At 35.3% G+C, this 24,676-nt stretch carries 20 protein-coding genes; 11 read left to right on the top strand and 9 right to left on the bottom strand.

Annotated features, from left to right (window positions below):
* Positions 1–2 precede the first annotated feature (2 nt).
* From ABEG63_RS17210 to ABEG63_RS17200, 3 genes are all read left to right on the top strand, one after another.
* Entirely contained in the window at positions 3–1,049 is a 1,047-nt protein-coding gene (locus ABEG63_RS17210; protein ID WP_267402888.1) for an HlyD family secretion protein, read from the top strand.
* Between the two features lie 521 nt (positions 1,050–1,570).
* Positions 1,571–3,133, top strand: coding sequence for a hypothetical protein (locus ABEG63_RS17205; RefSeq protein ID WP_346586462.1), 1,563 nt, complete (start codon positions 1,571–1,573; stop codon positions 3,131–3,133).
* Positions 3,134–3,175: 42 nt separating this feature from the next.
* A complete protein-coding gene (locus tag ABEG63_RS17200; protein WP_346586460.1) occupies positions 3,176–4,537 on the top strand; it encodes an aldehyde dehydrogenase in 1,362 nt (453 codons plus the stop codon).
* A gap of 38 nt (positions 4,538–4,575) precedes the next feature.
* Here ABEG63_RS17200 and ABEG63_RS17195 read toward each other — a convergent pair whose 3' ends face one another.
* Positions 4,576–5,145 carry a thioredoxin family protein gene (locus ABEG63_RS17195; RefSeq protein WP_346586459.1) on the bottom strand — a complete coding sequence of 190 codons (570 nt, stop codon included), beginning with the start codon at positions 5,143–5,145 and terminating at the stop codon, positions 4,576–4,578.
* 79 nt (positions 5,146–5,224) lie between these two features.
* Between ABEG63_RS17195 and ABEG63_RS17190 the strand changes: the two genes are divergently transcribed.
* The 3 genes from ABEG63_RS17190 to ABEG63_RS17180 are packed head-to-tail and all read left to right on the top strand — an operon-like array spanning position 5,225 to position 7,703.
* Positions 5,225–6,109, top strand: a complete 885-nt coding sequence (locus tag ABEG63_RS17190; protein WP_267402885.1) for a lysophospholipid acyltransferase family protein — start codon at positions 5,225–5,227, stop codon at positions 6,107–6,109.
* A gap of 6 nt (positions 6,110–6,115) precedes the next feature.
* The gene (locus ABEG63_RS17185; RefSeq protein WP_346586458.1) at positions 6,116–7,105 is read left to right on the top strand and encodes a glycosyltransferase family 2 protein; all 990 of its coding nucleotides are present in this window, start codon (positions 6,116–6,118) and stop codon (positions 7,103–7,105) included.
* Between the two features lie 43 nt (positions 7,106–7,148).
* On the top strand, positions 7,149–7,703 hold the full coding sequence (locus tag ABEG63_RS17180) for a 3'-5' exonuclease (RefSeq protein ID WP_267402883.1): 555 nt from the start codon (positions 7,149–7,151) through the stop codon (positions 7,701–7,703).
* A gap of 50 nt (positions 7,704–7,753) precedes the next feature.
* On the opposite strand, the gene apaG is transcribed toward ABEG63_RS17180, so the two are convergent.
* The 8 genes from apaG to glgB form a co-directional block, all read right to left on the bottom strand.
* Positions 7,754–8,143 carry a Co2+/Mg2+ efflux protein ApaG gene (apaG, locus tag ABEG63_RS17175; RefSeq protein WP_346586456.1) on the bottom strand — a complete coding sequence of 130 codons (390 nt, stop codon included), beginning with the start codon at positions 8,141–8,143 and terminating at the stop codon, positions 7,754–7,756.
* Positions 8,144–8,225: 82 nt separating this feature from the next.
* A complete protein-coding gene (gene odhB, locus ABEG63_RS17170; protein ID WP_346586455.1) occupies positions 8,226–9,455 on the bottom strand; it encodes a 2-oxoglutarate dehydrogenase complex dihydrolipoyllysine-residue succinyltransferase in 1,230 nt (409 codons plus the stop codon).
* Between the two features lie 36 nt (positions 9,456–9,491).
* Complete coding sequence (locus tag ABEG63_RS17165) at positions 9,492–12,302, bottom strand: 2-oxoglutarate dehydrogenase E1 component (RefSeq protein ID WP_346586453.1); 2,811 nt, start codon at positions 12,300–12,302, stop codon at positions 9,492–9,494.
* A 124-nt stretch (positions 12,303–12,426) separates the two neighbouring features.
* Positions 12,427–13,467 carry an SRPBCC domain-containing protein gene (locus ABEG63_RS17160; RefSeq protein ID WP_267402879.1) on the bottom strand — a complete coding sequence of 347 codons (1,041 nt, stop codon included), beginning with the start codon at positions 13,465–13,467 and terminating at the stop codon, positions 12,427–12,429.
* A gap of 156 nt (positions 13,468–13,623) precedes the next feature.
* Entirely contained in the window at positions 13,624–14,892 is a 1,269-nt protein-coding gene (locus ABEG63_RS17155) for a glucose-1-phosphate adenylyltransferase (RefSeq protein ID WP_267402878.1), read from the bottom strand.
* 14 nt (positions 14,893–14,906) lie between these two features.
* Entirely contained in the window at positions 14,907–15,434 is a 528-nt protein-coding gene (locus ABEG63_RS17150; protein WP_346586450.1) for a hypothetical protein, read from the bottom strand.
* Positions 15,435–15,438: 4 nt separating this feature from the next.
* Positions 15,439–16,845 (bottom strand): glycogen/starch synthase, encoded by a 1,407-nt coding sequence (locus tag ABEG63_RS17145; RefSeq protein WP_346586449.1) that lies wholly within the window; start codon positions 16,843–16,845, stop codon positions 15,439–15,441.
* 9 nt (positions 16,846–16,854) lie between these two features.
* Positions 16,855–18,801, bottom strand: a complete 1,947-nt coding sequence (gene glgB, locus ABEG63_RS17140; protein ID WP_346586447.1) for a 1,4-alpha-glucan branching protein GlgB — start codon at positions 18,799–18,801, stop codon at positions 16,855–16,857.
* Between the two features lie 216 nt (positions 18,802–19,017).
* On the opposite strand from glgB, the gene ABEG63_RS17135 reads away from it, so the two are divergent.
* The 5 genes from ABEG63_RS17135 to ABEG63_RS17115 all read left to right on the top strand — a co-directional run bounded on the left by ABEG63_RS17135 (position 19,018) and on the right by ABEG63_RS17115 (position 24,668).
* Positions 19,018–20,139: an alpha/beta hydrolase-fold protein gene (locus tag ABEG63_RS17135; protein ID WP_346586445.1), complete on the top strand. Its 1,122-nt coding sequence runs from the start codon at positions 19,018–19,020 to the stop codon at positions 20,137–20,139.
* A 4-nt stretch (positions 20,140–20,143) separates the two neighbouring features.
* Positions 20,144–21,559 carry a leucyl aminopeptidase family protein gene (locus ABEG63_RS17130; protein WP_346586443.1) on the top strand — a complete coding sequence of 472 codons (1,416 nt, stop codon included), beginning with the start codon at positions 20,144–20,146 and terminating at the stop codon, positions 21,557–21,559.
* Between the two features lie 141 nt (positions 21,560–21,700).
* A complete protein-coding gene (locus tag ABEG63_RS17125) occupies positions 21,701–22,912 on the top strand; it encodes an ATP-grasp domain-containing protein (RefSeq protein WP_346586442.1) in 1,212 nt (403 codons plus the stop codon).
* A 34-nt stretch (positions 22,913–22,946) separates the two neighbouring features.
* Complete coding sequence (locus tag ABEG63_RS17120; protein WP_267402871.1) at positions 22,947–23,660, top strand: alpha/beta hydrolase-fold protein; 714 nt, start codon at positions 22,947–22,949, stop codon at positions 23,658–23,660.
* A gap of 51 nt (positions 23,661–23,711) precedes the next feature.
* On the top strand, positions 23,712–24,668 hold the full coding sequence (locus ABEG63_RS17115) for a hypothetical protein (RefSeq protein WP_312394247.1): 957 nt from the start codon (positions 23,712–23,714) through the stop codon (positions 24,666–24,668).
* Positions 24,669–24,676 lie beyond the last annotated feature (8 nt).

Raw genomic sequence — 24,676 nt, 5'->3', positions numbered from 1 at the left:
CTATGGCACAGAAGCAATTAACACGAAAAGAAAAAAGAATTAACAAAACGATTACTTTACTGGCGTGGATCCTTATTATCAGCGGAATTACAGGGATGGTAAGCTTTTATCTTTTTTCCCGAAAAAATGTAACCACCAACGACGCACAGATCGAACAATATATTACGCCTGTTTCAAGTAAAGTTTCAGGTTTCATTAAAATCATTAAGTTTAACGAAAATCAGTTTGTTCACAAAGGCGATACTTTAATTGTGATCGACAACCGTGAATTCGTTAATCAGGTGAAAATGGCGGAAGCTAATCTTCATGCCAATTCAGAAAATATCAGCACTATTGAAAGCGGTGTAAATACAAAAGCAAGCGATACAAAGATTATTGATGCTAAAATTGCTTCAGCAAAGATTGATATCTGGAGAACGGAACAGGATTTTAAGAGATACAGAAACCTGGTCGACGAAGATGCGGCCACCGAGCAGCAATTTGAAAATGTAAAAGCATCTTATGAACAGGCAAAAGCCAATCTTTTAGCTTTGGAACAACAAAAAAATGCAGTGAGAGCAAGTGTGAACGAACAGGAAACGAAAGTTGCCCCTGTAAAAAGTCAGATTCAGCAAAGTTCTGCAAGCCTGAATAATGCTAAACTTTTTCTTTCTTATACGGTGGTTACCGCGCCTTACGATGGTTGGGTTGGTAAGAAAACCATTCAGGAAGGTCAGTTGATCAAGGAAGGTCAGGCTTTGGTGCAGATAGTGAGCAAAGAAAAATGGATTATTGCGAATTATAAAGAAACGCAATTGGGACAAATCGACCAAAGTAAAGAAGTTATCATTACGGCCGACGCTTATCCAGACGTGGAATTTAAAGGAAAAATACTTTCGGTTTCTCCGGCTTCAGGTTCGCAGTTTTCATTGGTAAAACCTGATAATGCAACAGGAAATTTTGTAAAAATCGAGCAGAGATTTCCAGTGAAAATTCTTCTTGATAAAAACCAAAACAACGAAAAACTACTTTCCGGGATGAATGTTCTGGTGAGTGCGAAGAAGATATAGAGTTTGAGAGTCGGAGGTTTTTAGAGTAATCTTCAACCCAAGAATTTTCAAATTTTCAAATTAAATTATTTTTTTAGCGAAAAGTCAAAATAGCAAATTGCGAATCTGCGAAATTTTTTCTTCTGCATTTTTGCCATTTACCTTTTACTTTTTTTACACCTTGCCTTTTTGTCTTTTCGCTTTTTTTATTCATAATGATTCAGTTTAAATTTTCAAGAAACTATTTCCAGCAAGTTTGTCATTCCGTAGGAATCTAAACATTGTATTATAATTCTATCGGAAAGATTCGAGCCGAGATTTCTGCGGAATGACAAGCTCTTTTTAATGATAAATATTGGTAGAAACGACCATAACCTTAGCCCCGATTGAAACGGCATCCTTTTTTGTTGCGGGCGCAGCGAAGCGGAGCCCGTAATAAAAAAGATACAGTGGAAAGCGGGAAAAAGCTCCTAAAAAATTTAAACAGATTTAATACAAAATACCATTGCCAATCATCATAGATTCGCTTTTTAAAGAAAATCATGCAACATAATACAGTTTATCATAAATGGGTACCACAATGGCTGAAACTGCCGCTTCTTATTTTGGCGCTTTTTCCCCACTTGATGTTGTTGTCGCTTTTGCATTCCAATAGCGCCTTCACATCTTCTTTTATGGATGTAGATTCAGACGATATCCAATACTTAATGATTTTGATGTACGGGACATTTGTGGTTACCCTTTTAGTTATACAGCGGTTTATGGCGTATTTCAGCGTTAAATATTATACGCTGCTCATGTCTTCCGTTTCCATTCTTATTCTCTACGGACTTTCGGTTACCAGTGATTATCATATTATTTTGGTGATCCGCTTTCTGGAAGGGGTTTTCGGAGTGATGGAAGGCGCCATTTTCCTTCCGCTGATTGTCGCCGAGCTGAAAACAAGGCATGCCAAAGAGATCGCCTACACTTTTATGTACACGATTATTCTAACTGGTGGGACTTTAACGACCTCTCTGATGAAATCGAGCATTGAAGATTATGACTTTAAGCACATGATTTTAATGATGGTTTATTTTCATGTATTTGTTTTAATTATTGCTTTTGCGATCTTTAATAAGAATAGATTTTTCCCTAAAAAACCACTCTATCAGCTGGATATTACAAGCTGGTTTTTGCTTTGGGGATGTCTTCAGGCAGGCGGTTATGCTTTAATTTATGGGAAAAGACTGATGTGGTTTGAATCTGACATTATCATTTTCTGCTTCCTGATTTTTCTGCTTTTCGGAGGCTTATTTATGTTAAAACAGAGAAATCAGCCTCGCCCGTTCTTTCATTTTGAAGTTTTCTGTTCAAAAAATCTGATTGCCGGAGTGATTCTGTTTTTCATTTTTTATATTCTGAGAGCTTCTATTAACAATGTATACAGCATTATGGCAACAGTCTGGAAATGGCCTTGGGATTATATCGTAGAAATCCAGTACTGGAATGTTGCGGGAAGTCTTTTAGGAGTTTTCCTTTCTGCTTTATGTATTACAAAAGGAGCATCTTCGCGGTTGGTTTTCTTTACCGGATTTATGATTCTTGCGATTGATTGTGCCTGGTTTACCTACACTTTTTATCCCGACACTACACTACAAACGATTTGTCCGCCATTGTTTCTCCAGGGCGTCGGACAAGGATTGCTTTTTACCCCTTTGGTTTTCTTTTTAATCGCAGGAATGCCGGAACAATATGTCTCCAATGCAACGGCAGTCGGAACAGCAACAAGATTCTGGACAACAGCTATCGGATATGCTTTAATGCAGAATTTAATGCTATTTTTAACATTAAAACATTCGGATACAATAAGTTCAAATTTTACAGATACCAATCCAGTTTTTTATTCACAATGGAATCAGGTTTTCGGAACGCAGATTGCTAAACTTCCGGTGAATGAATCGATATCGATGACGGCTGGAGCTTTTAAAGCTAAAATCAATGCACAGGCTATTTTGCTTTCTAATATGGAGATTTTCACAGGATTATTCTGGTTAGCGTTAATTACGGCATTGGTGATCTTACTTTATAATCCGGTAAAAATTGCGGTGAGAAATATTATGTAATTTTTAGGCAGAAAATTTGCAATAATTTCTGAAATTTGATGTATGGAAATTCAGGAAATTGTATCAAAACAGAAAGATTTTTTTAAAACACAACAAACGAAGAATATAAAGTACAGAAAAATGTATCTTGAAAAACTTCGGGACGTGATTTTACAAAACGAAAATCTTTTATATGAAGCTATTTATAAAGATTTTGGAAAGTCAAAATTTGATACCTTCACCACTGAAATTTCCTTTATTTTAAATGATATCAACTATTATCTGAAAAATTTAAAGTCACTTTCAAAACCTAAAAAAGTACGAACTAATCTGGTAAACCAAATTGGAAAAAGCAGAATTCATTCCGAACCTTTAGGAAATATTCTGGTCATTGGAGCGTGGAATTATCCTTACCAATTGTCATTTTCTCCTATCGTTGCAGCATTAGCAGCCGGAAATTGCTGTATTCTAAAACCAAGTGAAATTGCAGAAAATACAATGAAAGCAATGGTGAAAATCATCAATGAAAATTTCCCACCTGAATATTTATATGCTTATGAAGGCGGAATTGATGAAACCACAGAATTATTAAAACTTAAATTTGACAAAATATTTTTCACCGGAAGTACAAAAGTAGGGAAAATCGTTTACGAAGCTGCCGCTAAAAATTTAACTCCAGTTACTTTAGAATTAGGTGGAAAATCTCCGGCAATTATTACCAAAGAAGCTAATCTTGAAGTCGCTGCCAAAAGAATTGTCTGGGGGAAATTTTTAAATGCCGGACAAACCTGTGTTGCTCCCGATTATTTATTAGTTGAAGAATCCGTTAAGGAGCAGTTTTTGGAAATGCTGAGAAAATATATTCAGGAATTTAAATATGAACCGAATTCAGAACATTACACCAAAATTATTAATCAAAAGAATTTTGAAAGGTTGATTAAGCTCATTAATAAAGATAAAATTTACTTCGGAGGAAATTTTGATAGAGAAAAATTATTCATCGAACCCACCATTTTAACGAATATCAATTGGGAAGACGATGTGATGCAGGAAGAGATTTTCGGACCTATTTTACCCGTCATTTCCTTCAATAATTTTAATATTGTTTTGAATGAAATTTTAGAATTGGAAAAACCTCTAGCCGCTTATTTATTCACCAATAACTCTGAAGAAAAAGAAAATTTCAAGCAAAAGCTTTCTTTCGGCGGAGGTTGTATCAATGATATCATGATGCATTTAGGAAATGAAAATCTTCCGTTTGGAGGCGTTGGAAGTTCAGGAATTGGAAATTACCACGGTAAATTCGGTTTTGAAACCTTTTCACATCAAAAAGCGATTCTTGATAGAGCAACTTGGGGCGAACCCAATATTAAATATCCTCCCTATTCTGAGAAAAAATTAAGCTGGATTAAAAGATTTCTTTAGCTAAAAAATATCCGTTTGACATGTCAAACGGATATTTTTTAAAGAATTTTTCCATTCTGTAAAAACTCCTTTACTTTTTCTTTACTATATCCTTTCCCTTCTTCTAAAATTTCACTTTGTTGAACATGAATCTTCTTTCCATTTTTATCCAATATAATAAAGAAAGGATAAAATTGTTGTTCTTTCACGTTAATATATTGAGCAAAAGTCTTTTCATTTTTATTGTCCGGAGAATAATTTAAATGATAATATAGATAATTTTTATCTACAATTTCTTTTAATTCTGGTGTAGACTGAACAAAATTATTAAATCTCAAGCACCAAATACACCAGTTTCCACCTGCTTGAATTAAAATTTTCTTATTTTCTTTTTGAGCCTGTGCCACAAGCTTTTTAATATCTGCCTGTGCATCTGCTTTTGGATCATAAGGTTTGGGCAATTTCGCCTTCTCTTCTGCAGATTTTTTCTTTGCTTCTAATTCTGCTGCATCCGATTTTACCAATAATGCTTTATCTGCAGAATTTTTGCTTTCTGCAGGTTTATTTGTAGTCTGAGCCCAAGCCATTGTGCTTAGAGCTAAAACAGCTACCAACGACAATTTTTTCATAACATAAAAGTAAAAAAATAATACTTATTACAAGCAAAAATAGAACCATAATTTTATTATCACTAAATTTGCATGTTTTATGAATTTCCTAATCAAAATACTATACCTAATCTCTAAGCTCCCGCTAAAAGTATTATATATTTTTTCGGATATAATGTTCTTTTTGAATTATTACTTAGTAGGTTATAGAAAAAACGTAATCACTCAAAATTTAAAAAATTCCTTTCCTGAAAAATCAGAACAAGAACTTGAAGAAATTAAGAAAAAATTCTATCGCAATTTCTCTGATTATTTGGTAGAAACGGTAAAGTCTTTCAGCATTTCTGAAACGGAATCGCGGGTAAGAATGCAACATATTAACCAAGAAGTTTTTCACGAAGCAAAAGCTGAAGGTAAAAATATTATTATGCTTGCCGGCCATGTTTTCAACTGGGAGTGGATCAATGCTTTTGCAAAAATTATCCCTCAGGATCATTGTCATCCGGTTTACAGAAAAGTAAACAGTGATTTTTGGGAAAATCAGATGAAGAAGGTGCGAAACAAATTCGGAAATGAAGCATTGGAAGCGAATGAAGTCATCCGAAATATTTTAAGAAACAAAAACAACGGAAGTTCGGCCTATATGTTTGTGGCAGACCAAACTCCACATTCAGCGAGTGTAACCTATGGTTTGGAGTTTCTTAATCAAAGAACCCCTGTTTTTTTAGGATATGATAAATTGGCGACCAGACTTGACCTTGTTTTCATCTATTGTGAAATGAAAAAGGTGAAGCGTGGTTTTTATCAGGTAAACTATCACAGAATTTATCCTGACGGTGAAAAATTCGTGGAACATGAAGTGGTGAAAAAATTCCATAAATTATTGGAAAACACTTTACACAAGCGTCCTGATAATTATCTTTGGTCACACCGAAAATGGAAATATCAGGATTCTATAAAACAATACGACTCTGAAAAAATTTAGCTGTAAATGTCAAAAAAAATTGCCGTTGCCATATTAAACTGGAATGGAAAAAGCTGGCTTGAAAAGTTTATACCAAGCGTCATTCTTTATTCTGAAAATGCTGATATTTATGTGATTGACAATCTTTCAACCGATGATTCTATTGCTTTTTTACAATCGAGTTTTCCCAGTGTAAAGATTATTAAAAACGATAAAAATTATGGCTTTGCAGGAGGTTATAATGAAGGCTTAAAACATATTGAAGCTGAATATTATTGTTTACTCAATTCCGATGTCGAAGTTACCGAAAACTGGATTGAACCTGTTTTAAATTTATTTGAAAAAGATTCATCGATTTCTGCTATTCAGCCTAAAATTTTATCATTCAACAATAAAAATTATTTTGAATTTGCCGGAGCTGCTGGTGGATTAATCGATAATCTGGGTTATCCATATTGTCGAGGAAGAGTTTTTGATGATGTGGAAAAAGATAAAGGTCAATACGATGATGAAACAGAAATTTTCTGGGCTTCGGGATGCTGCTTTTTTATCCGTTCTAAAGATTTTTGGGAACAGAAAGGTTTTGATGAAAGATTTTTTGCCCATCAGGAAGAAATTGATCTTTGCTGGAGATTAATCAATTCTGGAAAGAAAATTTTTTATACCGGAAAATCTACAGTTTATCATGTAGGAGGCGGAACTTTAAATAAACAAAGCGCTCAGAAAACGTATTTAAACATCAGAAATAATCTTTCCATGATGTTGAAAAATTTACCTTTTCCAAAACTCATTTGGTTGATATTTTTCAGATTATGTCTAGATGGTATTGCTTCCATTTATTTTGCTTTCAAAAATGGTTTTTCTCACCTTTGGGCAGTGGCAAGAGCGCATTTTGCATTTTATGGACAAGCTTCCCGAACTTGGAAACGTCGACAAAAGCATCAGAAAGAAGACTTTTATCAAACAAAATGGTTGATATTCAAGCATTTTTTAGGAGGAAAACAAAATAGGATTTAGAAATTAGCTTTGAATTTTAAACATTAAACTTTAAATAATTTAAATGGATTTTTGTGCAATAGATTTCGAAACTGCGACTCACGACAGAAGTTCTGCGTGCGAAATTGGCGTTTGTATTGTGCAAGATTCAAAGATTGTGGAAACTAAAACATGGCTGATAAAACCGCCTAGTTTTCCATATTTCAATCCATTTAATATTCAAGTTCATGGCATTCGTCCAGAAGATGTAAAAGACGCTCCCACGTTCGATGAAGTTTGGTATGAAGTTCAGGAAATGATGTACGGAACATTAATGATTGCTCACAATGCAGGTTTTGATGCCGGAGTTTTACGTGGTTGCCTGCAGCATTATGGCATGTTTACACCAAATATTAATTATCTGTGTAGTATTCAGTTGGCAAAAAAATCTTGGAATTATTTACCTAAATATGGTCTAAAACAATTGGCAGATTATCATCAAATAAAATTTAACCATCACAGAGCTGGTGACGATGCTGAAGTGTGTGCAAAAATATCTCTTTTAGCCTTTGAAAAGCTGTTTCTCACAAGCAATGAAGAGGTTTCTGAATATATGAAACTGAAGATTAAAAAGCTCTAGTTTTCTTGATCAATACGACACACTTGCCTCTTTTAACTTTTTCCTTTAAATCAATTACTCAGAACTTCGGATAACAAATTAAATTTAGGAATGTCTATTTCAAAATTTTCTTGTGTTTCCATGTTTTTAACCAAGTATTTTCCGCTCATGTTCCCTACACCGGAACGAAGCATTACATTCGAAAAATAAGTAAAATTTTCGCTAGATTGTATCTCAGGAGTTAATCCTATTACGCCATCTCCTATAATCTCTGTATACCCAAAACCTACATCAAAAATAAGCCATTTTCTTTTCAAAACTTTGATAGGAAAACCACCCTCATTTTCGATCGTAATATTGTATTTGAAAACATAACGGTTTTCAGATGGGTAACTATTCTTGCTATCATATTCAGGAATTACTGAAACTTTGATATTTGAAGTTATCTTTTGAAACATCATCTTAAGTATTTTCTAAATATATACAAAAATCTCGCCTTTTTTAAGGCGAGATTATAAAGATATATTATAATTTTATTAAAACTTATAATCCAAGGCCTTTTCTTTCGTCTCCACCCAATAGGATTTCAACAGGATTGTCGATACCTTCTTTTACTGCAACAAGGAATCCTACAGACTCTTTACCGTCGATAATTCTGTGGTCATAAGACATCGCAACATACATCATTGGACGAATTACAACTTGCCCGTCAACAGCAACCGGTCTCTGGATAATGTTGTGCATCCCCAAGATTGCAGATTGAGGAGGGTTAATGATCGGCGTAGAAAGCATAGATCCGAAAGTACCACCGTTAGTAATTGTGAAAGTACCACCAGTCATTTCATCAACTGTGATTTTTCCGTCTCTTACTTTGATCGCAAGATCTTTGATGTTTCCTTCAACGTTAGCAAAAGACATGTTTTCTGCATTTCTCAATACAGGAACCATTAATCCTTTAGGACCAGAAACTGCAATTGAAATATCGCAGAAATCATAGTTTACTTTGAAATCTCCGTCGATAGATGCATTTACATCCGGATACATCTGTAATGCTCTTGTAACCGCTTTTGTAAAGAAAGACATGAAACCAAGTCCAACTCCGTGTTTCTGAGCAAATTCTTCTTTATATAATTTTCTTAGTCTAAAGATCTCAGACATGTCAACTTCGTTGAAAGTCGTTAACATTGCTGTTTCATTCTTTACAGAAACCAATCTCTGAGCGATTTTTCTTCTAAGAACTGAAAGTTTAGTTGTTGTAGTAGATCTAGAACCTGTAGCCGTCATTGGGCTTCCTCCTAATGCAGGAACAGCTGCCAATTCAGCATCAGATTTAGAGATTCTTCCGTCTCTTCCAGAACCTGAAACCTGAGAAGCATCAATACCTTTTTCGTCAAGAATTTTCTTAGCCGCAGGAGATGGAGCTCCCGTTGCATACGTTTGAGGTGCAGCAGCAGGTTTTGGAGCTTCTTGTTTAGCCGGTTCAGCTGCTTTAGGAGCTTCAGCAGCAGGAGCAGCGCTACCCGCAGGTTTAGCAGCATCCATATCGATTAAACAAACCACTTGTCCTACTTGTACCACGTCACCTTCTTCAGCTTTCAAAGTAATAATACCGCTTTGCTCAGCAGGCAATTCAAGAGTAGCTTTGTCTGAATCTACTTCAGCGATGGGTTGATCTTTTTCTACATAATCACCATCTTTTACAAGCCAAGTTGCAATTTCAACTTCTGTTATTGATTCGCCCGGTGAAGGAACTTTCATTTCTAAAACTGACATATCGTATTTTATTTTTTTATTTATTATTAATTTTTATTAAGCTGTTACAGGTCTTTTTACAGGAGCATCATTCGTATCAAATACTCTGTTGATTACTGCATTTTGATTTTTCTCAAACATTTTGTGACTTCCCGGAGCCGGAGCACCACTTGGAACAGGAGCAATAACGTTGATTCCTGTTTCTCTGAAGTTTCTCAAGATATAAGACCAAGCGCCCATATTTTCAGGTTCTTCCTGAGCCCATACCAATTCTTTTCTGTTTGAATATTTTTCGAAGATCGCGTCGATTGCATCAACTTGAAGCGGATACAACTGTTCGAATCTTACCAATGCAATATTTTCAGCATTTAATTCTTCTTTCTTAGCCAATAATTCGAAGTATAATTTACCTGAACAAAGCACTAATTTTTCAACTTTTTTAGGATCAGCAGTTGGATCGTCTAAGATTGGCTGGAATCCTTTGTTTGAGAAATCTTCAAGCGGAGAAACCACTCTTGGATGTCTTAACAATGATTTAGGACTCATCACGATTAACGGTTTTCTGAATGACCATTTCAATTGTCTTCTCAACAAGTGGAAATAGTTTGCAGGCGAAGTAATGTTCGCAACCACCATATTTTCATTAGCACAAAGTGTTAAGAATCTTTCCAGTCTTGCTGAAGAGTGTTCTGCACCCTGACCTTCCGAACCGTGAGGCAATAACATGACCAAACCGTCTTGAATTTTCCATTTTTCTTCTGCAGCAGCCAAATATTGGTCAACAATGATCTGAGCGCCGTTTACGAAATCTCCAAACTGAGCTTCCCAAATCGTTAATGTATTAGGAGATGCCATTGCATAACCATAATCGAAACCAAGAACGCCGTACTCAGAAAGGTGAGAGTTGAAAACATCAAATCTGCTTTCAGAAACTTCTCTTAATGGTACATATTCTTCTTCCGTATCTTCAGTTTTTACCACTGCATGTCTGTGAGAGAAAGTACCTCTTTCTACATCTTCACCGGAAATTCTTACATTATGACCTTCCACCAAAAGTGTAGCATACGCCAACCACTCACCAAGAGCCCAATCTAAATTGTTACCCTCGATCGCTTTAATTCTGTTTTCGAAAAGCCTTGTAATTTTATTTAAGAACTTTTTATCAGCTGGAAGTGTTGACATTTTAAGCGCCAATTCTTTCAGCTTAGCCAAGTCGTAAGTTGTGTCTACAGGCTGTTGAACAGCACCTCTCTTTCCAATTGGATAGTTCGTCCAGTCTTCCGCCATGAAAACGTCCATTACGTTTTTCTCAATTTCTTTAGAAGCATCAAAATCTTTATCTAAAAGACCTTTGAAATCTGCCTCCATTTTAGCGATTACATCATTTGAAGTAATACTGTCTTTAAGCAATTTATCTTTATAAATCTCTCTTGGGTTCGGATGCTTAGAAATTAATTTATATAAATTAGGCTGAGTAAATCTTGGTTCATCACCTTCGTTATGACCATATTTTCTATATCCTAATAAATCGATGTAAACATCTTTTCCGAATTTAGCTCTGAAATCAGCAGCAAAGTGAATTGCGTGAACTACCGCTTCTGCATCATCAGCATTTACGTGCATTACAGGAGATTCTGTAACTTTTGCAATGTCTGTACAGTACGTAGAAGATCTTGCATCCATATAATTCGTTGTAAACGAAACCTGGTTGTTAACCACAATATGAACTGTACCTCCCGTTCTGTAACCTTCCAAAGTCATCATCTGAGCCACTTCGTAAGCAATACCTTGCCCAGCAATTGCACCATCACCGTGAATGATGATTGGTAAAACTTTAGCATAATCTTTATACTTATCATCTACTTTTGCACGGCAAATTCCTTCTACAAGAGCTGCTACCGTTTCAAGGTGAGATGGATTCGGAGTCAAATTGATAGAAACCTCTTCTCCTGAAGCTGTTTTAATCTTTTTAGATGAACCTAAGTGATATTTAACATCACCAGAGAATACATCTTCTTCGAATTCTTTTCCTTCAAATTCTGAGAAAATCTGCTTGTAAGATTTACCGAAAATGTTGGTTAACACGTTCAATCTACCTCTGTGAGCCATCCCCAAAACCACTTCGTCTACTCCTAATTGAGAAGATCTTGAGATCAACTGATCTAAAGCAGGAATTAAAGTTTCACCACCTTCCAGTGAGAATCTTTTTTGTCCTACGAATTTTGTGTGAAGGTAGTTTTCAAAAGCAACAGCCTGATTCAATTTTAATAAAATCTCTGTTTTTTCATTTGCTGAAAGATTCGGATGGTTTTCGTTTACTTGTAACCATCTTTTGATAAAATCTTTCTCTTCAACATTGTTGATGTGCATGTATTCAACCCCGATAGAATCACAGTAAATAGTTTCTAAACGAGTTACGATTTCTTTTAAAGTAGCAGGCTCTTTGAACCCGATTTCTACAGCACCGTTGAATTTTGTATTTAAATCTGAACTGCTAAGACCGAAATTTTCAATGTCTAAAGTAGGCGTATAATGTCTTCTTTCTCTTACAGGGTTTGTTTTTGTGAACAAATGCCCTCTTGTCCTGTACGCTTCAATAAGGTTGACTACCTTAAACTCTTTCTTAATGTGCTCAGGAACCTCACCGTTTGCTGCTGCCTGAGTTGCTTGCTGCACAGGAGCTGAAGTGGCTGGTACCTGGATATATTGGATGTTTTCGTCGTCACCATAAGTCTCCAAGGCAAAATCGAAGCCTTGAAAGAAGGCTTTCCATGATGGTTCTAAGGAGTCTGGGTATTTTAAGTACTGTTGGTATAAATCCTCAATTAACTGAGAATGAGCTGCGTTTAGGAATGAAAATCTGTCCATTATTACAGTTTATCTGTTATTAAAATTTGTTTGTCGAATTAATCCTCAAATTTAATAAAAAAAACCGAGTTAAAACAGCCTTTAAAGTATTAAAAAAACTATAAAATAAATATCTCTGAAAAATTTACTTAAATACTGATAATGAGAGCTTCATATTGACCTCCTGCCCCTCCATTGGGCGTTCTACAAAAGTCTGATATATATCACCAAAACGCATCTCGTCTTTTTTGGCTTTCTGAATTAATTGTTGTATAGCTTTCACTCTCCCTTCGTATGTTCCTTTGTAATACATCACGTAATTCTCTGTCGCATTTATCGTTCTGAAACTAAAGTTATTATCTGTAATCCCGAATTTTTTAGACAAAGGAATAGCCATAAAATAAGAAACCTCTTTATCTTTATAATTATCAGCATCTGTAATCATCATCGGATAACCGAATTCATCATCTTTTTTCCCAAGATCCATCGTTACGTAATTATAAACTTTATTATAATTCATCACAACATTCCTATATAAAGCATCTTTTTTATTAGATGTACTTACGTTGATTCCTAATAATAGTTGCGAATCTTCTTTTTCCACCATTAGGCTGTCGTATTTTATCGCAGCCATTTTGTTATCCTTTTCTACTTTGTTGCCTAAAACGTTTTTCAGATTCGTCATGCTTTTATCAATATTTTCAGCAAAACGGTCTTCAGTCCAAAAATTTTCAACTCTTCGGAAAACGGATAATTTCGGCGTACTTACATACCATATAATCTGTGTTTTTTCGGGAGCAACAGGTTTAAATTTAACATCAACCAAAGTCGGGTTTTCATTTTCGTCCTCAAAAAGCTGATATCTTAGGGTTTTATTCATATTTTGATATCTAATGAACATTTCACCATCAGTATCATTTTTCTTATCAACATAGCTCATAGAGCTTCCCTGACCTTCATATGGCGTATAATAATCGATGTCGATAGTCGGTGAGCTTGTAAAGAAATTGTTCCAACGGGTAAACTGCTGCAAATTATTGAACTGCGAAAAAACCTTATCCACGGGATAATCGATCTCTTTTACAATTTTAAAATTCTTGCTTTCATCCACGAAATAATACATAGAAGCTGCATAAGCTCCCGCTAGTAAAATAACAAATACCGCTATGACTTTGAAAAAACGCATATCACAAAAGTAATACAAATAAAAAAAGTGACCAATATCTTGATCACTCTTGTTTTTTTATTTTGGATGGAAGCTGGAGGAATAGATGATGGAAGTGAATATATGAAATTTAAATAGTTCATCTTTTTCAACATCAAAACTTCCTGCTTCCCACTTCTATCCTATATGAGTTCCCGGAGGTAAAACGGCACCTTTCTTCACGACAACAATTCCGTCCTGAACGGAGTGTGTTCCGAAATCACCGTCTTTAAGATGTTTTCCACCGATAATTCTTACATTATCTCCAATGTAGCAGTTTTTATCCAAAATTGCTTTTTCAATATAGCAGTATTTCCCTATTCCCATGTTGGGTTTACCGCTTCTGTCATTCATGACAATTTCAGTTGTATTCTGATAGAAATCTGCACCCATGACATAAGAGTTCACGATCGTACTTCCTTTATCAATTCTGGTTCTGTTTCCTATCACTGAATTTTCAATTTTATCAGCCATAATGATACATCCGTCTCCAAAAACAGCTTTGCTTACGTAAGAGCCGTTAATTTTCGATGGTGGAAGCATTCTTGCTCTCGTGTAAATTGGCGATGACGAAAACAGATTAAACTGAGGAAAATCCTGACAAAGATCTAAGTTAGCCTCGTAAAAAGATTCGATGGTTCCGATGTCCGTCCAATATCCTTCATACTGATAGCTCAACGTGGTATATTTTCCGATGGAATTTGGAATGATATCTTTTCCGAAATCATCTCCTGCCCCTTCATCAAACATTTTTTTAAGAATGCTTTTCGTGAAAATATAAATTCCCATCGAAGCTAAATATTCTTTTCCCGCATGTTTGTTTTCTTCGGAAACTTCAGATTTTAAACCATCCAAAAGGTCATTGGTTGGTTTTTCAACGAAAGAAGTAATATTTCCTTCATCGTCTGAGCTTAAAATTCCGAAACCTGTGGCATCTTTGGCATTTACCGGAATTGTGGCAATCGTTACATCACCTCCTTTTTCGATATGGAAATCCAGCATTTCCTTAAAATCCATCTGATAAAGCTGATCGCCGGAAAGAATCAAGATATACTCATAATCATACTTTTCTAAATGTTTCATTGACTGGCGAACCGCATCGGCAGTTCCCTGATACCAACTTTCGTTTTCTACATTTTGTTCTGCTGCTAAAATATCAACAAAACCTTTGCTGAAAATATCAAAATGATAAGAGTTTTTAATATGAGAATTCAAAGAAGCAGAATTAAACTGAGTCAACACCAAAATTTTATTCAATCCAGAGTTTAAACAATTTGAAATAGGAATATCTACCAACCTGTATTTTCCCGCGATGGGTACAGCCGGCTTTGATCTTGTGTACGTTAACGGAAAAAGTCTTGTTCCTCTTCCTCCCCCTAAAACAATGGAAATTACATTGTGATTCATAAATTATCTGCGTTTTATTTTATTAAGTTTACTGTTCTATCCTTGGTGTTCACGTTTACTGAAAAACATTCTTTATTTTCAGCTTTTAAATTTTGATTATAAACTACAACTTTATACAAATTATCTCCCAACTCTTTTACCTCCTTGTCTACGTCGTAAATTTCTATATAATATTTCTTTAGTTCATCTCTGAATACTTTATTGGTAATTAAAACATCCATAACATCGACTTTCTTCATCATAAATCCATCAATATCTTTATCGTATTTTTGTCTCCAATCTTTTCCGTATTTTCTTTCAATGGCAGCGTAGGTCTTTTTATTTTCAGCATCAACACTATCCATTACTTTTTTATCAATCATACATCCGGAAACCGAATGATACTTAATTTTCCATTTATCTGAAATTCCATCTGCTGCTTCGTGAAAGTCCATTCTCGGATAACCGTAGGTATAAATCCAATAATATCCTCCTCGATAACTTCCTTTCTCGTTACAAGAAAACATCGTTATCAACAGAAATAAAAAAGACAGCTTTTTCAATGTTTTAGCTTTTATATAAAGCTATGTATTTTTCTGCCGACTTTTCCCATGAAAAATCAAAATTCATATTAGAATGGATTAAATTCTCCATCACCTCCTTTTCATTATAAATGCTTAAAGCTCTGTTCATCGCATGAATAATATCGTCTACTCCCGGAAATGTAAAATTAATTCCCGCTCCGCCTGTTGAAATATCTTCTACGGTATCTCTCAAACCACCCGTATATCTCACAATCGGAATGGTTCCGTATCGCATAGAATACATTTGATTCAGACCGCAAGGTTCAACCCTTGAAGGCATTAGTAAAAAATCCGCCGAAGCATATATTTTATGTGAAAGATGTTCTTTATACCCTAAATCCAACGCAAAATTGCTGTAGACATAGTCATATTCTTTCAGTTTATTTTCAATATAAGAATTTCCAGAGCCTAAAATCATGATATTTAAAGCACCATAACTTTGCTTTATGCTTCTCCAAACTACATCCGGAAGAAAATCCGCCCCTTTTTCTGTGGCAAATCTTCCGATAAAAGCAAACAAAGGAAGTTCAGGCTTCAAACCATATTCTTTACAAAGCTTTTCTTTATTTTTCTTCTTTTGAGCGATGGCATTTTTACTATTAAAATTAAAATCAAGCATCGGATCGGTTTCTGGATTCCAAACATCAGAATCTATTCCGTTGATAATTCCATAAGCTTTACCAAACTCATCACGAACCAAACTTTCCAACCCTCTGAAACTCACAAAAAGCTCTTCAAGATAACCTTGAGAAACCGTCGTAAAAGCCGTCGCACATTTAATCATGCTTGCTAAAGGATTAATAAATCCATTCCAGTCCATCAATCCCCATTTATAAGAATCAAAAGAAGGCATATAGTTTGCCATTTCCCAACTCATCATTCCCTGATATTCACCGTTGTGAATGGTTCCGATGGTTTTAACGCCTCTCAAAAACGAAAATTCGTCGCAATGTTCAATCATAAAAGGAACCAAGCCCGTATGATAATCGTGGCAGTGCAGAATATCGGGACGAATTTCCATCGCACTCAGCCAATGCAAAACGCCATGCTGAAAGGCCAAAAACTGAAAACTTTCATCCTGATAACCGTAAGGATTATCGCGGTCTAAAAGTCCGGGAATTCTAACCATAAAAAGTTCAAATCCCAAAGCATTGGTTTTCTCTTTCAAAACCTGAACCTGAAGCATATTTGGCCCTTGGTGAATGAAACCATCAAAAACTATGTCAAACTCATGTTCGTGAACGAAACTTTTGTTATACCAAGGCATAACTACTTTCGCATCAACACCTTTTATTTTGTTCTGATATTTCGGTAAAGCGCCTACTACATCTGCCAAACCTCCTACTTTCGCTATCGGATAACACTCCGTACTGAGATGATAAACTACCATTTTTACTTTTTATCTTTTGTGTTGTTTGATTCTATTTTGTTTGTACTTTTTGTCTTTTCTTTTCAGTACAATTCCTGCAAGCGGCGGCAATTTTATACTGATTGATTTCTGATGCCTCATATAATCTTCAAACTGCTCGCTGAAAATTTCAGGCTGAACTCCGCTTCCTGCATATCTTTCATCATCAGAATTAAAAATAATCTCCCAATGACTGCCTGCATTCACTCCTATTTTATAATCGATCACTCGTGGCGTAAGATTTAAAACAATCATGAAAACATCTTCTTTCTTCTTCCCTTTTCTAAGATATACATATACCGAATTTTCAAGATCATCTGCTTCTACCCATTCAAAACCATCTTTATTAAATTGATTTTCGTAAAAAGCAGGTTCATAACGATAGAGATGATTTAAATCTTTCACTAAAGTCTGCAAACCTTTATGAACAGGATACTGCAATAAATGCCAATCCAGACTTTGTTTAAAATTCCATTCGCCCGTTTGCCCGAATTCATCACCCATGAAAAGCAATTTTGCTCCCGGATGCGTAAACATATAGACATACAACGCGCGAAGATTAGCAAATTTTTGCCATTCGTCGCCCGGCATTTTATAAATTAAACTCGCTTTTCCATGCACCACTTCATCGTGTGACAAAGGCATCATATAATTTTCATTATACATATACATAGAAGCAAATGTGAGCTTATGATGAAAAAACTTTCTGTTGAGAGGATCTTCTTTAAAATAATCCAACGTGTCATGCATCCAGCCCATCATCCATTTCATACCAAATCCCACGCCACCGTCGTGCACAGGCTTCGTTAACATAGGAAAATCTGAACTTTCTTCCGCAATCGTTATGATATTATCTCCAAATTCTTTATAAACCGCTGTATTAAAATCCTGTAAAAAGGCTTTGGCTTCCAGATTTACATTTTCTCCATAAATATTTGGTTCCCACTCGCCTTCATTTCTTGAATAATCGAGGTGCAACATGGAAGTTACGGCATCTACACGCAATCCATCGGCATGATACCTTTCCAGCCAAAACATGGCGTTTGAAATCAAGAAAGATTTCACTTCATTTCTTCCGTAATTGAAAATATAAGACTTCCAATCGGGATGAAAACCTTTTCTGGGATCTTCATGCTCATATAAATAAGAACCGTCGAAACGATGTAAACCATTTGCGTCACCCGGAAAATGCGACGGAACCCAATCGAGAATAACGCCAATTTCATTTCTGTGAAGCTCATCAATCAGAAACATTAAATCCTGCGGCGATCCAAAACGTGAATTTGCCGCAAAAAAACCTGTGATCTGATAACCCCAACTCGGATCATACGGGTATTCCATCAAAGGCATAAATTCTACGTGCGTAAAACCCATCTCTTTTATATAAGGAACCAGTTTTTTTGCCACATCCCGATAATTCAAAAAACGATCGGGATCATTTTCATACCTTACCCACGAGCCCAAATGCATTTCGTACACAGAAATCGGAGCATTTAAGCTATTCTTTTTCCAACGGTTCTCAAGCCATTCTTTATCGTTCCATTCATACCAATTGGTAGAAACCATCGACGCTGCCTGAATATTTTGTTCCCAGCTTAAAGCATAAGGATCACTTTTCTCCAAAATTTCTCCCCGAGGAGTTTCAATAGCATATTTATATAAAGTTCCCCACGTTAAACCGGCAATAAATCCTTCCCAAATTCCGGATTCATCCCAGCGCGGAAATAAAATATGGTCTTTATGATTCCAATTATTGAAGTTACCTATAACTGAAACTTTTTTCGCATTTGGAGCCCAAACCGAAAAATAAACACCTTTTACCCCATCTTTCTCTGCAGAATGTGTACCGAATTTCTCATACAGCTTATAATGTTTACCTTCTTTAAAAAGATAAATATCCTGATCTGTAAAAAGTGTATACGTTTTAACCGAATTCATCACGGTTTTAATTTAATTTATTATTTTCTTTGAAACTACGAAAAAATATTAACAAGAACTGTTAACTATTGTTGAATAATTATAATGCCAATCTCTTCCCATCGCTTGTTCTATCAAATATAGGATATTTTTTATTCCCTTTTTTATGATTTTAAAATTAATGATATAAAAGATTTTTTATAAATTTATCAGTTAGAAAATTAATAAAAACACACGATGAGGTTTGAACTTTATACCGAGGAAAGTGACGAGAGAACAATCTACATCACAGGAAATTTCAATAGCTGGAATCCGAAAGACAGGAGATTTCAGCTTACACAAACAGATCCCAACCATTATTTTATAGAACTTGAAGATCAGATTCTATCAGAAATTATTGAATATAAATTCACAAAAGGCGGCTGGGAAAATGTGGAATTGGATAAATACGGAAATATTACCCCCAACAAAAAAGCAGCAAAATCACTGGGAATAACTTCTGATATTGTTGAGAAATGGAGGTTTAACTGGGGACCTTTTAAAGATGAATATTTTCCGATCGCTGAAATTATTTCGGAGGAATTTTACATTCCTCAGTTGGAACGTTATCGTAAAGTTTGGGCTCTTTTGCCTTATGATTACTATGTTTCCAATAAAAATTACCCTGTTTTGTATCTTCAGGATGCTCAAAATTTATTCAACGAAGGAAGTGGCTATGGAAATTGGGAAATCGACAAAAAACTATCCATTCTCTCCGAATATGGTCGTGGCGACGTAATTATCATCGCGATTGAACACGGTAGCGAAGAACGAATTAAAGAATATATATTTGATAATGACAATGTTGCGAACGGTTCTGAAGGAAAAAAATACATACGATTTATTACAGACACGTTGAAACCTTACGTAGATCAGAACTATCGCACAAAAAGGGATAGGGATAACACAGGAATTGGCGGAAGTTCATTAGGTGCATTAATCAGCATTTATAGTGGATTTTTGTATCCTGAAGTCTATTCCAAACTTCTTATTTTTTCACCTTCCCTTTGGGTAGAGCCTAATAATAATTTTCCGATGATGAGTTTCAGAGTTCCATTTAAAACAAAGATTTATCTTTACGGAGGCGATCAGGAAGGCTCAAAAATGGTAAAAAGAATCCATATTTTCGAAGAATATTTGAAACGTTGGGAAAAGAAAAATTTATTCGATTTTGAATTTAAAACCAATATCAATCCGGAAGGTACACACAGCGAATTTTACTGGTCTCAGGAATTTCCAAGAGCTATAGAATGGCTGTATTATAATAACACAGAAAATCCTGTAGAAGTAAAACCCCATCAACAAAGCATTAAAAATTAACGTTATGAAGCTAATTAACACAAAAAATAAAAACTATACTCAGGTTTTTCACATCTTTACTGAAGAAGAGTGGTCAAAAACAAGTAAAAATTTCAATAAAAACATTGCCAATTTCTTTACGGGAAAAAAGCATGAAATTTTCGTAAATGCCCATGAAGAAGGAATTACTTACTTTATAGGTTTAGGAAAATCGACTTTACAAAATTTCGAAATTCAGCAGGTTGCCGTAAAATTTTCTCAAACACAAAAAGAAAAAGTTCATGCGGTTCCGACTTTGTTTTTTGCGGATTTTATGAATGAAAAACAATTTGAAGAATTTGCAAAAGGCTTGTTGATCGGAACTTACCACTACCCTTTTGAGAAAAATCATCCTGTCTGGGATTCTAAATTTGAGCTTCATTTTGAGAATTTAAGTCAGAAAAAATTAGACAATATCAGTCGAAAAGCTGAAGCGCTAAGCAATGGGCAAATCGCCTGTCAGGAATGGCTAAACAAACCGGCAAATCTTAAAAAGCCGGATGCTTTTAGCTTATATTTAAAGAATTTAGCTAAAAAATACGATTTAAAATATACTGTTTTAAACAGAAAAAAATGCGAAGAACTTGGCTTGGGAGCTTATCTATCGGTAAATCAGGGAAGTGCTTACGATGCTGCATTCACTATTTTGGAATATAAAACAACGGCAAAAAATGCTAAAACTTTTGGTTTAGTCGGAAAATGTGTTTTATTTGACACAGGCGGAATTTCGTTGAAAAACCCAGATAATATGCATTATATGAAATCGGATATGGGTGGCGCAACAGCTGTTTTGGGAACTTTAATTTATGCTGCAGAAATGGAACTTCCGGTAAATATTATCGCTATTTTGCCGATTACGGATAATGCTATTTCTGAAAACGCTTTTCTTCCAAGCGACGTGATCACAGCTTATAACGGAAAAACAATTGAAGTTCTGAATACCGATGCGGAGGGCAGAATGATCTTAGCAGACGGGCTTTCTTATATGGCAAAAAACTACAAAACAGATTTTATGATTGATCTTGCGACATTAACGGGAAGTTCGGTGAGAATGTTCGGTGATACCTGCGGTGCGATGTTTTCGAATGATGAAGAATTAAAAAATCTTTTAATAAAAACTGGAGACAGAACTAATCAAAGACTTTGGAATCTTCCGCTTTGGGATGTTTGGAGCAATGATATTCAATCGGACGTGGCAGATTTGAAGAATATTTCAATGAAACCTATCGGAGATTGTATTGTTGCTGCAAAATTTTTAGAACAATTTATTGAAGATCATCCAAAATGGGCGCATTTAGACATTGCGGGAGTAGCTTTCGGAAGTGTGGGTTATGCTAAAGAAAAGGCTGCAACCGGCTTCGGAGTGCAATTATTAGCAGATTTAATTGAAAATTATCACTAAAAATTAGTTTATTTCAAAAATTCTCTGTATAATTGATATAGAAATTTTCAAAAACACAGTATAATTAAGTTTTTAACATTAACTAATTAACAAAAATTTAATTTTATTTTTGAAAATTCATAAAAACATAAAAAACATTATATGGAGAAGAAAACAATAGTATGTATTTCGTGCTATTATAAGGGCTATGACTTCATGGACGAAATGAAGCAGCTTGGTAATAAAATAATCTTAGTAACATCCGAAAATCTTAAAGAAAAAGACTGGCCTTGGCACGCCATTGATGAGGTATTTTACATGCCTGAGGTAAAGCCTTCCGTTTGGAATTTAGATCATCTTATTCAGGGATTTTCATTTTTAATGCAAACCAGAAAGGTTGATGCGGTGATTGCTTTGGATGATTACGATGTGGAAAAAGCCGCTCTTATCCGCGAATCATTCAGAATTCCGGGGATGGGACAAACTACGCACAGATATTTCCGAGATAAACTGGCCATGCGACAGAAAGCAAAAAGTTCGGGCATTCATGTTCCTGAATTTACGGCCGTATTTAACAATGATGAGGTTAATGATTTTGTTGAAAAAGTTCCCGCGCCTTGGGTGTTGAAACCCCGTTCAGAAGCTTCTGCATCAGGAATTAAAAAACTAACATCAAAAGATGATCTTTGGGAAGCGTTGAATGCGCTGGGTGAAGAACGTCATTTGTTCCTTTTGGAAAGCTTCAAACCTGGCGATGTTTATCATGTTGACAGCTTAACATTCAATAAAGAAATTGTTTTCACTTCTGCTTCAAAATATTTGGCTCCTCCGATGCAGGTTTCGCACGAAGGCGGTGTTTTCAGAACCAAAACTCTGGGAAGATATTCTGATGAATTTAAAGCATTGGAAGAAGCTAATGAAAAAGTTCTTTCAAATTTCGGCTTGATGAATGGCGCGACTCACACAGAATTTATCCGCAGCAAAGAAGATGGAAAATATTATTTTCTGGAAACATCATCGCGAGTTGGCGGCGCTCACATTCCCGATTTGGTGGAAGCTTCAAGCAATATTAATATCTGGAGGGAATGGGCAAAAATAGAAGATGCTTTGTTGAGAGGAAATCATTATGAAATTTCTAAACCTACAGGATATTATTCAGGATTAATTATTGCTTTAATTAAGGATAAAGAGCCTAATTACAGTGAGTTTGAAAGCGAAGAAGTCGTAAAATTTTTACCTATTGATTACCATGTTGGAATCGTTTACAAATCAAATGATTCTACCGTAGTTCAGGAAAAATTAGATAAAGCAGCAGAAAAAATTCATGCTGAAATGCTGAATATTCTACCTCCGAAAAGCAAACCGACGAGTTAAAAAATATCAATTAAAAAACCAAATAAGAAGAAAAATGCCGCACATAGAGCATACAGACTATTATTCACATATATTAGGAACAAGCCTTAAAGTGGAGGTTACGGGACACTATGGTTATCCAATCGTTATGTTTCCCACTTCCCAAGGTCAATACACCCAAAACAATGATTTTCATTTAAATGGAAGCATCAATTGGTTTGTTGAACAGGGAAAAGTTAAACTTTATAATATCCAAACGATTGACGGCTGGAGTTTTTATGATGACAATATTTCTCCACAGCAAAGAATCAGAAATTACGAAAAATATGTTCAGTTTTTGATCAAAGAGTTTATTCCTTACATTCAGAAAATTCATAAAGTGCATCGTGTGGCAGTGGCTGGAGCTAGTTTTGGCGGTTATCACGCGGCAAATTTTGCATTCAGATTTCCCGATGTGGTTTCGCATTTATTCTGCCTGTCCGGTGCATTCAGCATAAGAAACTTTATGGACGGATATTCTGACGAACTGGTTTATTTTAACTGCCCCAGAGAATTTGTGAAAAATGATGAAGCTTGGAAATATAAGCACATGCACATTGTTTTAAGCACTTCTGATCAGGATATTTGTAAAGATAAAAATATCGAAATGGCAGAAATTTTAAGTTCAAAAGGAATTGATTTCTGGTATGACGAAAGAAAGTGGATCAATCATGACTGGCCGCTTTGGAGAATGGTTTTCCCAACATTTATCGGAGCATTCTTCTCTTAAAAATTTTAATTAAAATCAAATATTAATATAAAAACATTTAAAAATACAATTATGGCAAAAAAAGTTGGAATTCTATTCGGTATGGAAGATACATTTCCTTGGGCGTTTATAGACAAGGTGAATGAATTAGGCGGAGGAGAAATCATCGCAGAACCCGTAAACATCGACAAGCTTGAGCAAGGTGCAGATTACGAGTATGCAGTCATTATCGACAGAATTTCGCAGGACGTTCCTTTCTATAGAGCTTATCTTAAAAATGCAGCATTAAACGGAACTTACGTTATCAACAACCCTTTTTGGTGGAGCGCAGACGAAAAGTTCTTCAACAATGCTTTAATGACAAAACTAGGAATCCCTCTTCCGAAAACGGTTTTGCTTCCTTCGCATGAAAGACCTACCGACACTTCAGAAACTTCTTTCAGAAATTTAAAATTCCCGCATGACTGGGATTACATTTTCGATTATGTGGGATTCCCGGCTTATATGAAACCTCATGATGGAGGTGGTTGGAAAAACGTTTACAGAGTAGAAAGTCCGGATGATCTTTGGAGTAAATTAAGTGAAACAGGCCAGTTGGTGATGATGGTTCAGGAAGAAATCGTGTTTGATGACTATTATAGAGTATATTGTTTAGGTCAGAAATACGTTCATATCATGCCTTACGAACCGAGAAATGCGCACCACTTGAGATATGCAACAACACATCAGACACAAGGTGAAGAATTGGAAAAGCTATTAAAGACCATTCATGATTATACGATTAAAATGAATAAGGCGCTTGGTTACGATTTTAACACGGTTGAATTTGCCATAAGAGACGGAATTCCTTATGCGATCGACTTCTGTAATCCAGCTCCTGATGCAGACAGAAACTCTGTAGGTGAAGAAAATTTCGCTTGGATCGTAGAACATTCAGCAAAATTAGCGATTGAAAAAGCGAAGGAATATGTAAAAGGTAAACCTAATATCTCTTGGGGAACTTTTGTAAAAGATTCCGTAAAAAAATAAAAACATAG

The sequence above is a fragment of the Chryseobacterium sp. C39-AII1 genome, assembly GCF_039672645.1.
In the GTDB taxonomy this organism is placed as follows: Bacteria; Bacteroidota; Bacteroidia; order Flavobacteriales; family Weeksellaceae; genus Chryseobacterium.
Note: the sequence above shows the minus strand (reverse complement) of the source record. Positions and strands in the feature narration are given on the sequence as shown.

What these genes read in the sequence shown, in the direction of transcription:
- ABEG63_RS17210 (WP_267402888.1), top strand. Translation starts at nt 3, where the DNA reads ATGGCACAGAAGCAATTAACACGAAAAGAAAAAAGAATTAACAAAACG.
- ABEG63_RS17205 (WP_346586462.1), top strand. Translation starts at nt 1,571, where the DNA reads ATGCAACATAATACAGTTTATCATAAATGGGTACCACAATGGCTGAAA.
- ABEG63_RS17200 (WP_346586460.1), top strand. Translation starts at nt 3,176, where the DNA reads ATGGAAATTCAGGAAATTGTATCAAAACAGAAAGATTTTTTTAAAACA.
- ABEG63_RS17195 (WP_346586459.1), bottom strand. Translation starts at nt 5,145, where the DNA reads ATGAAAAAATTGTCGTTGGTAGCTGTTTTAGCTCTAAGCACAATGGCT.
- ABEG63_RS17190 (WP_267402885.1), top strand. Translation starts at nt 5,225, where the DNA reads ATGAATTTCCTAATCAAAATACTATACCTAATCTCTAAGCTCCCGCTA.
- ABEG63_RS17185 (WP_346586458.1), top strand. Translation starts at nt 6,116, where the DNA reads ATGTCAAAAAAAATTGCCGTTGCCATATTAAACTGGAATGGAAAAAGC.
- ABEG63_RS17180 (WP_267402883.1), top strand. Translation starts at nt 7,149, where the DNA reads ATGGATTTTTGTGCAATAGATTTCGAAACTGCGACTCACGACAGAAGT.
- apaG (WP_346586456.1), bottom strand. Translation starts at nt 8,143, where the DNA reads ATGATGTTTCAAAAGATAACTTCAAATATCAAAGTTTCAGTAATTCCT.
- odhB (WP_346586455.1), bottom strand. Translation starts at nt 9,455, where the DNA reads ATGTCAGTTTTAGAAATGAAAGTTCCTTCACCGGGCGAATCAATAACA.
- ABEG63_RS17165 (WP_346586453.1), bottom strand. Translation starts at nt 12,302, where the DNA reads ATGGACAGATTTTCATTCCTAAACGCAGCTCATTCTCAGTTAATTGAG.
- ABEG63_RS17160 (WP_267402879.1), bottom strand. Translation starts at nt 13,467, where the DNA reads ATGCGTTTTTTCAAAGTCATAGCGGTATTTGTTATTTTACTAGCGGGA.
- ABEG63_RS17155 (WP_267402878.1), bottom strand. Translation starts at nt 14,892, where the DNA reads ATGAATCACAATGTAATTTCCATTGTTTTAGGGGGAGGAAGAGGAACA.
- ABEG63_RS17145 (WP_346586449.1), bottom strand. Translation starts at nt 16,845, where the DNA reads ATGGTAGTTTATCATCTCAGTACGGAGTGTTATCCGATAGCGAAAGTA.
- glgB (WP_346586447.1), bottom strand. Translation starts at nt 18,801, where the DNA reads ATGAATTCGGTTAAAACGTATACACTTTTTACAGATCAGGATATTTAT.
- ABEG63_RS17135 (WP_346586445.1), top strand. Translation starts at nt 19,018, where the DNA reads ATGAGGTTTGAACTTTATACCGAGGAAAGTGACGAGAGAACAATCTAC.
- ABEG63_RS17130 (WP_346586443.1), top strand. Translation starts at nt 20,144, where the DNA reads ATGAAGCTAATTAACACAAAAAATAAAAACTATACTCAGGTTTTTCAC.
- ABEG63_RS17125 (WP_346586442.1), top strand. Translation starts at nt 21,701, where the DNA reads ATGGAGAAGAAAACAATAGTATGTATTTCGTGCTATTATAAGGGCTAT.
- ABEG63_RS17120 (WP_267402871.1), top strand. Translation starts at nt 22,947, where the DNA reads ATGCCGCACATAGAGCATACAGACTATTATTCACATATATTAGGAACA.
- ABEG63_RS17115 (WP_312394247.1), top strand. Translation starts at nt 23,712, where the DNA reads ATGGCAAAAAAAGTTGGAATTCTATTCGGTATGGAAGATACATTTCCT.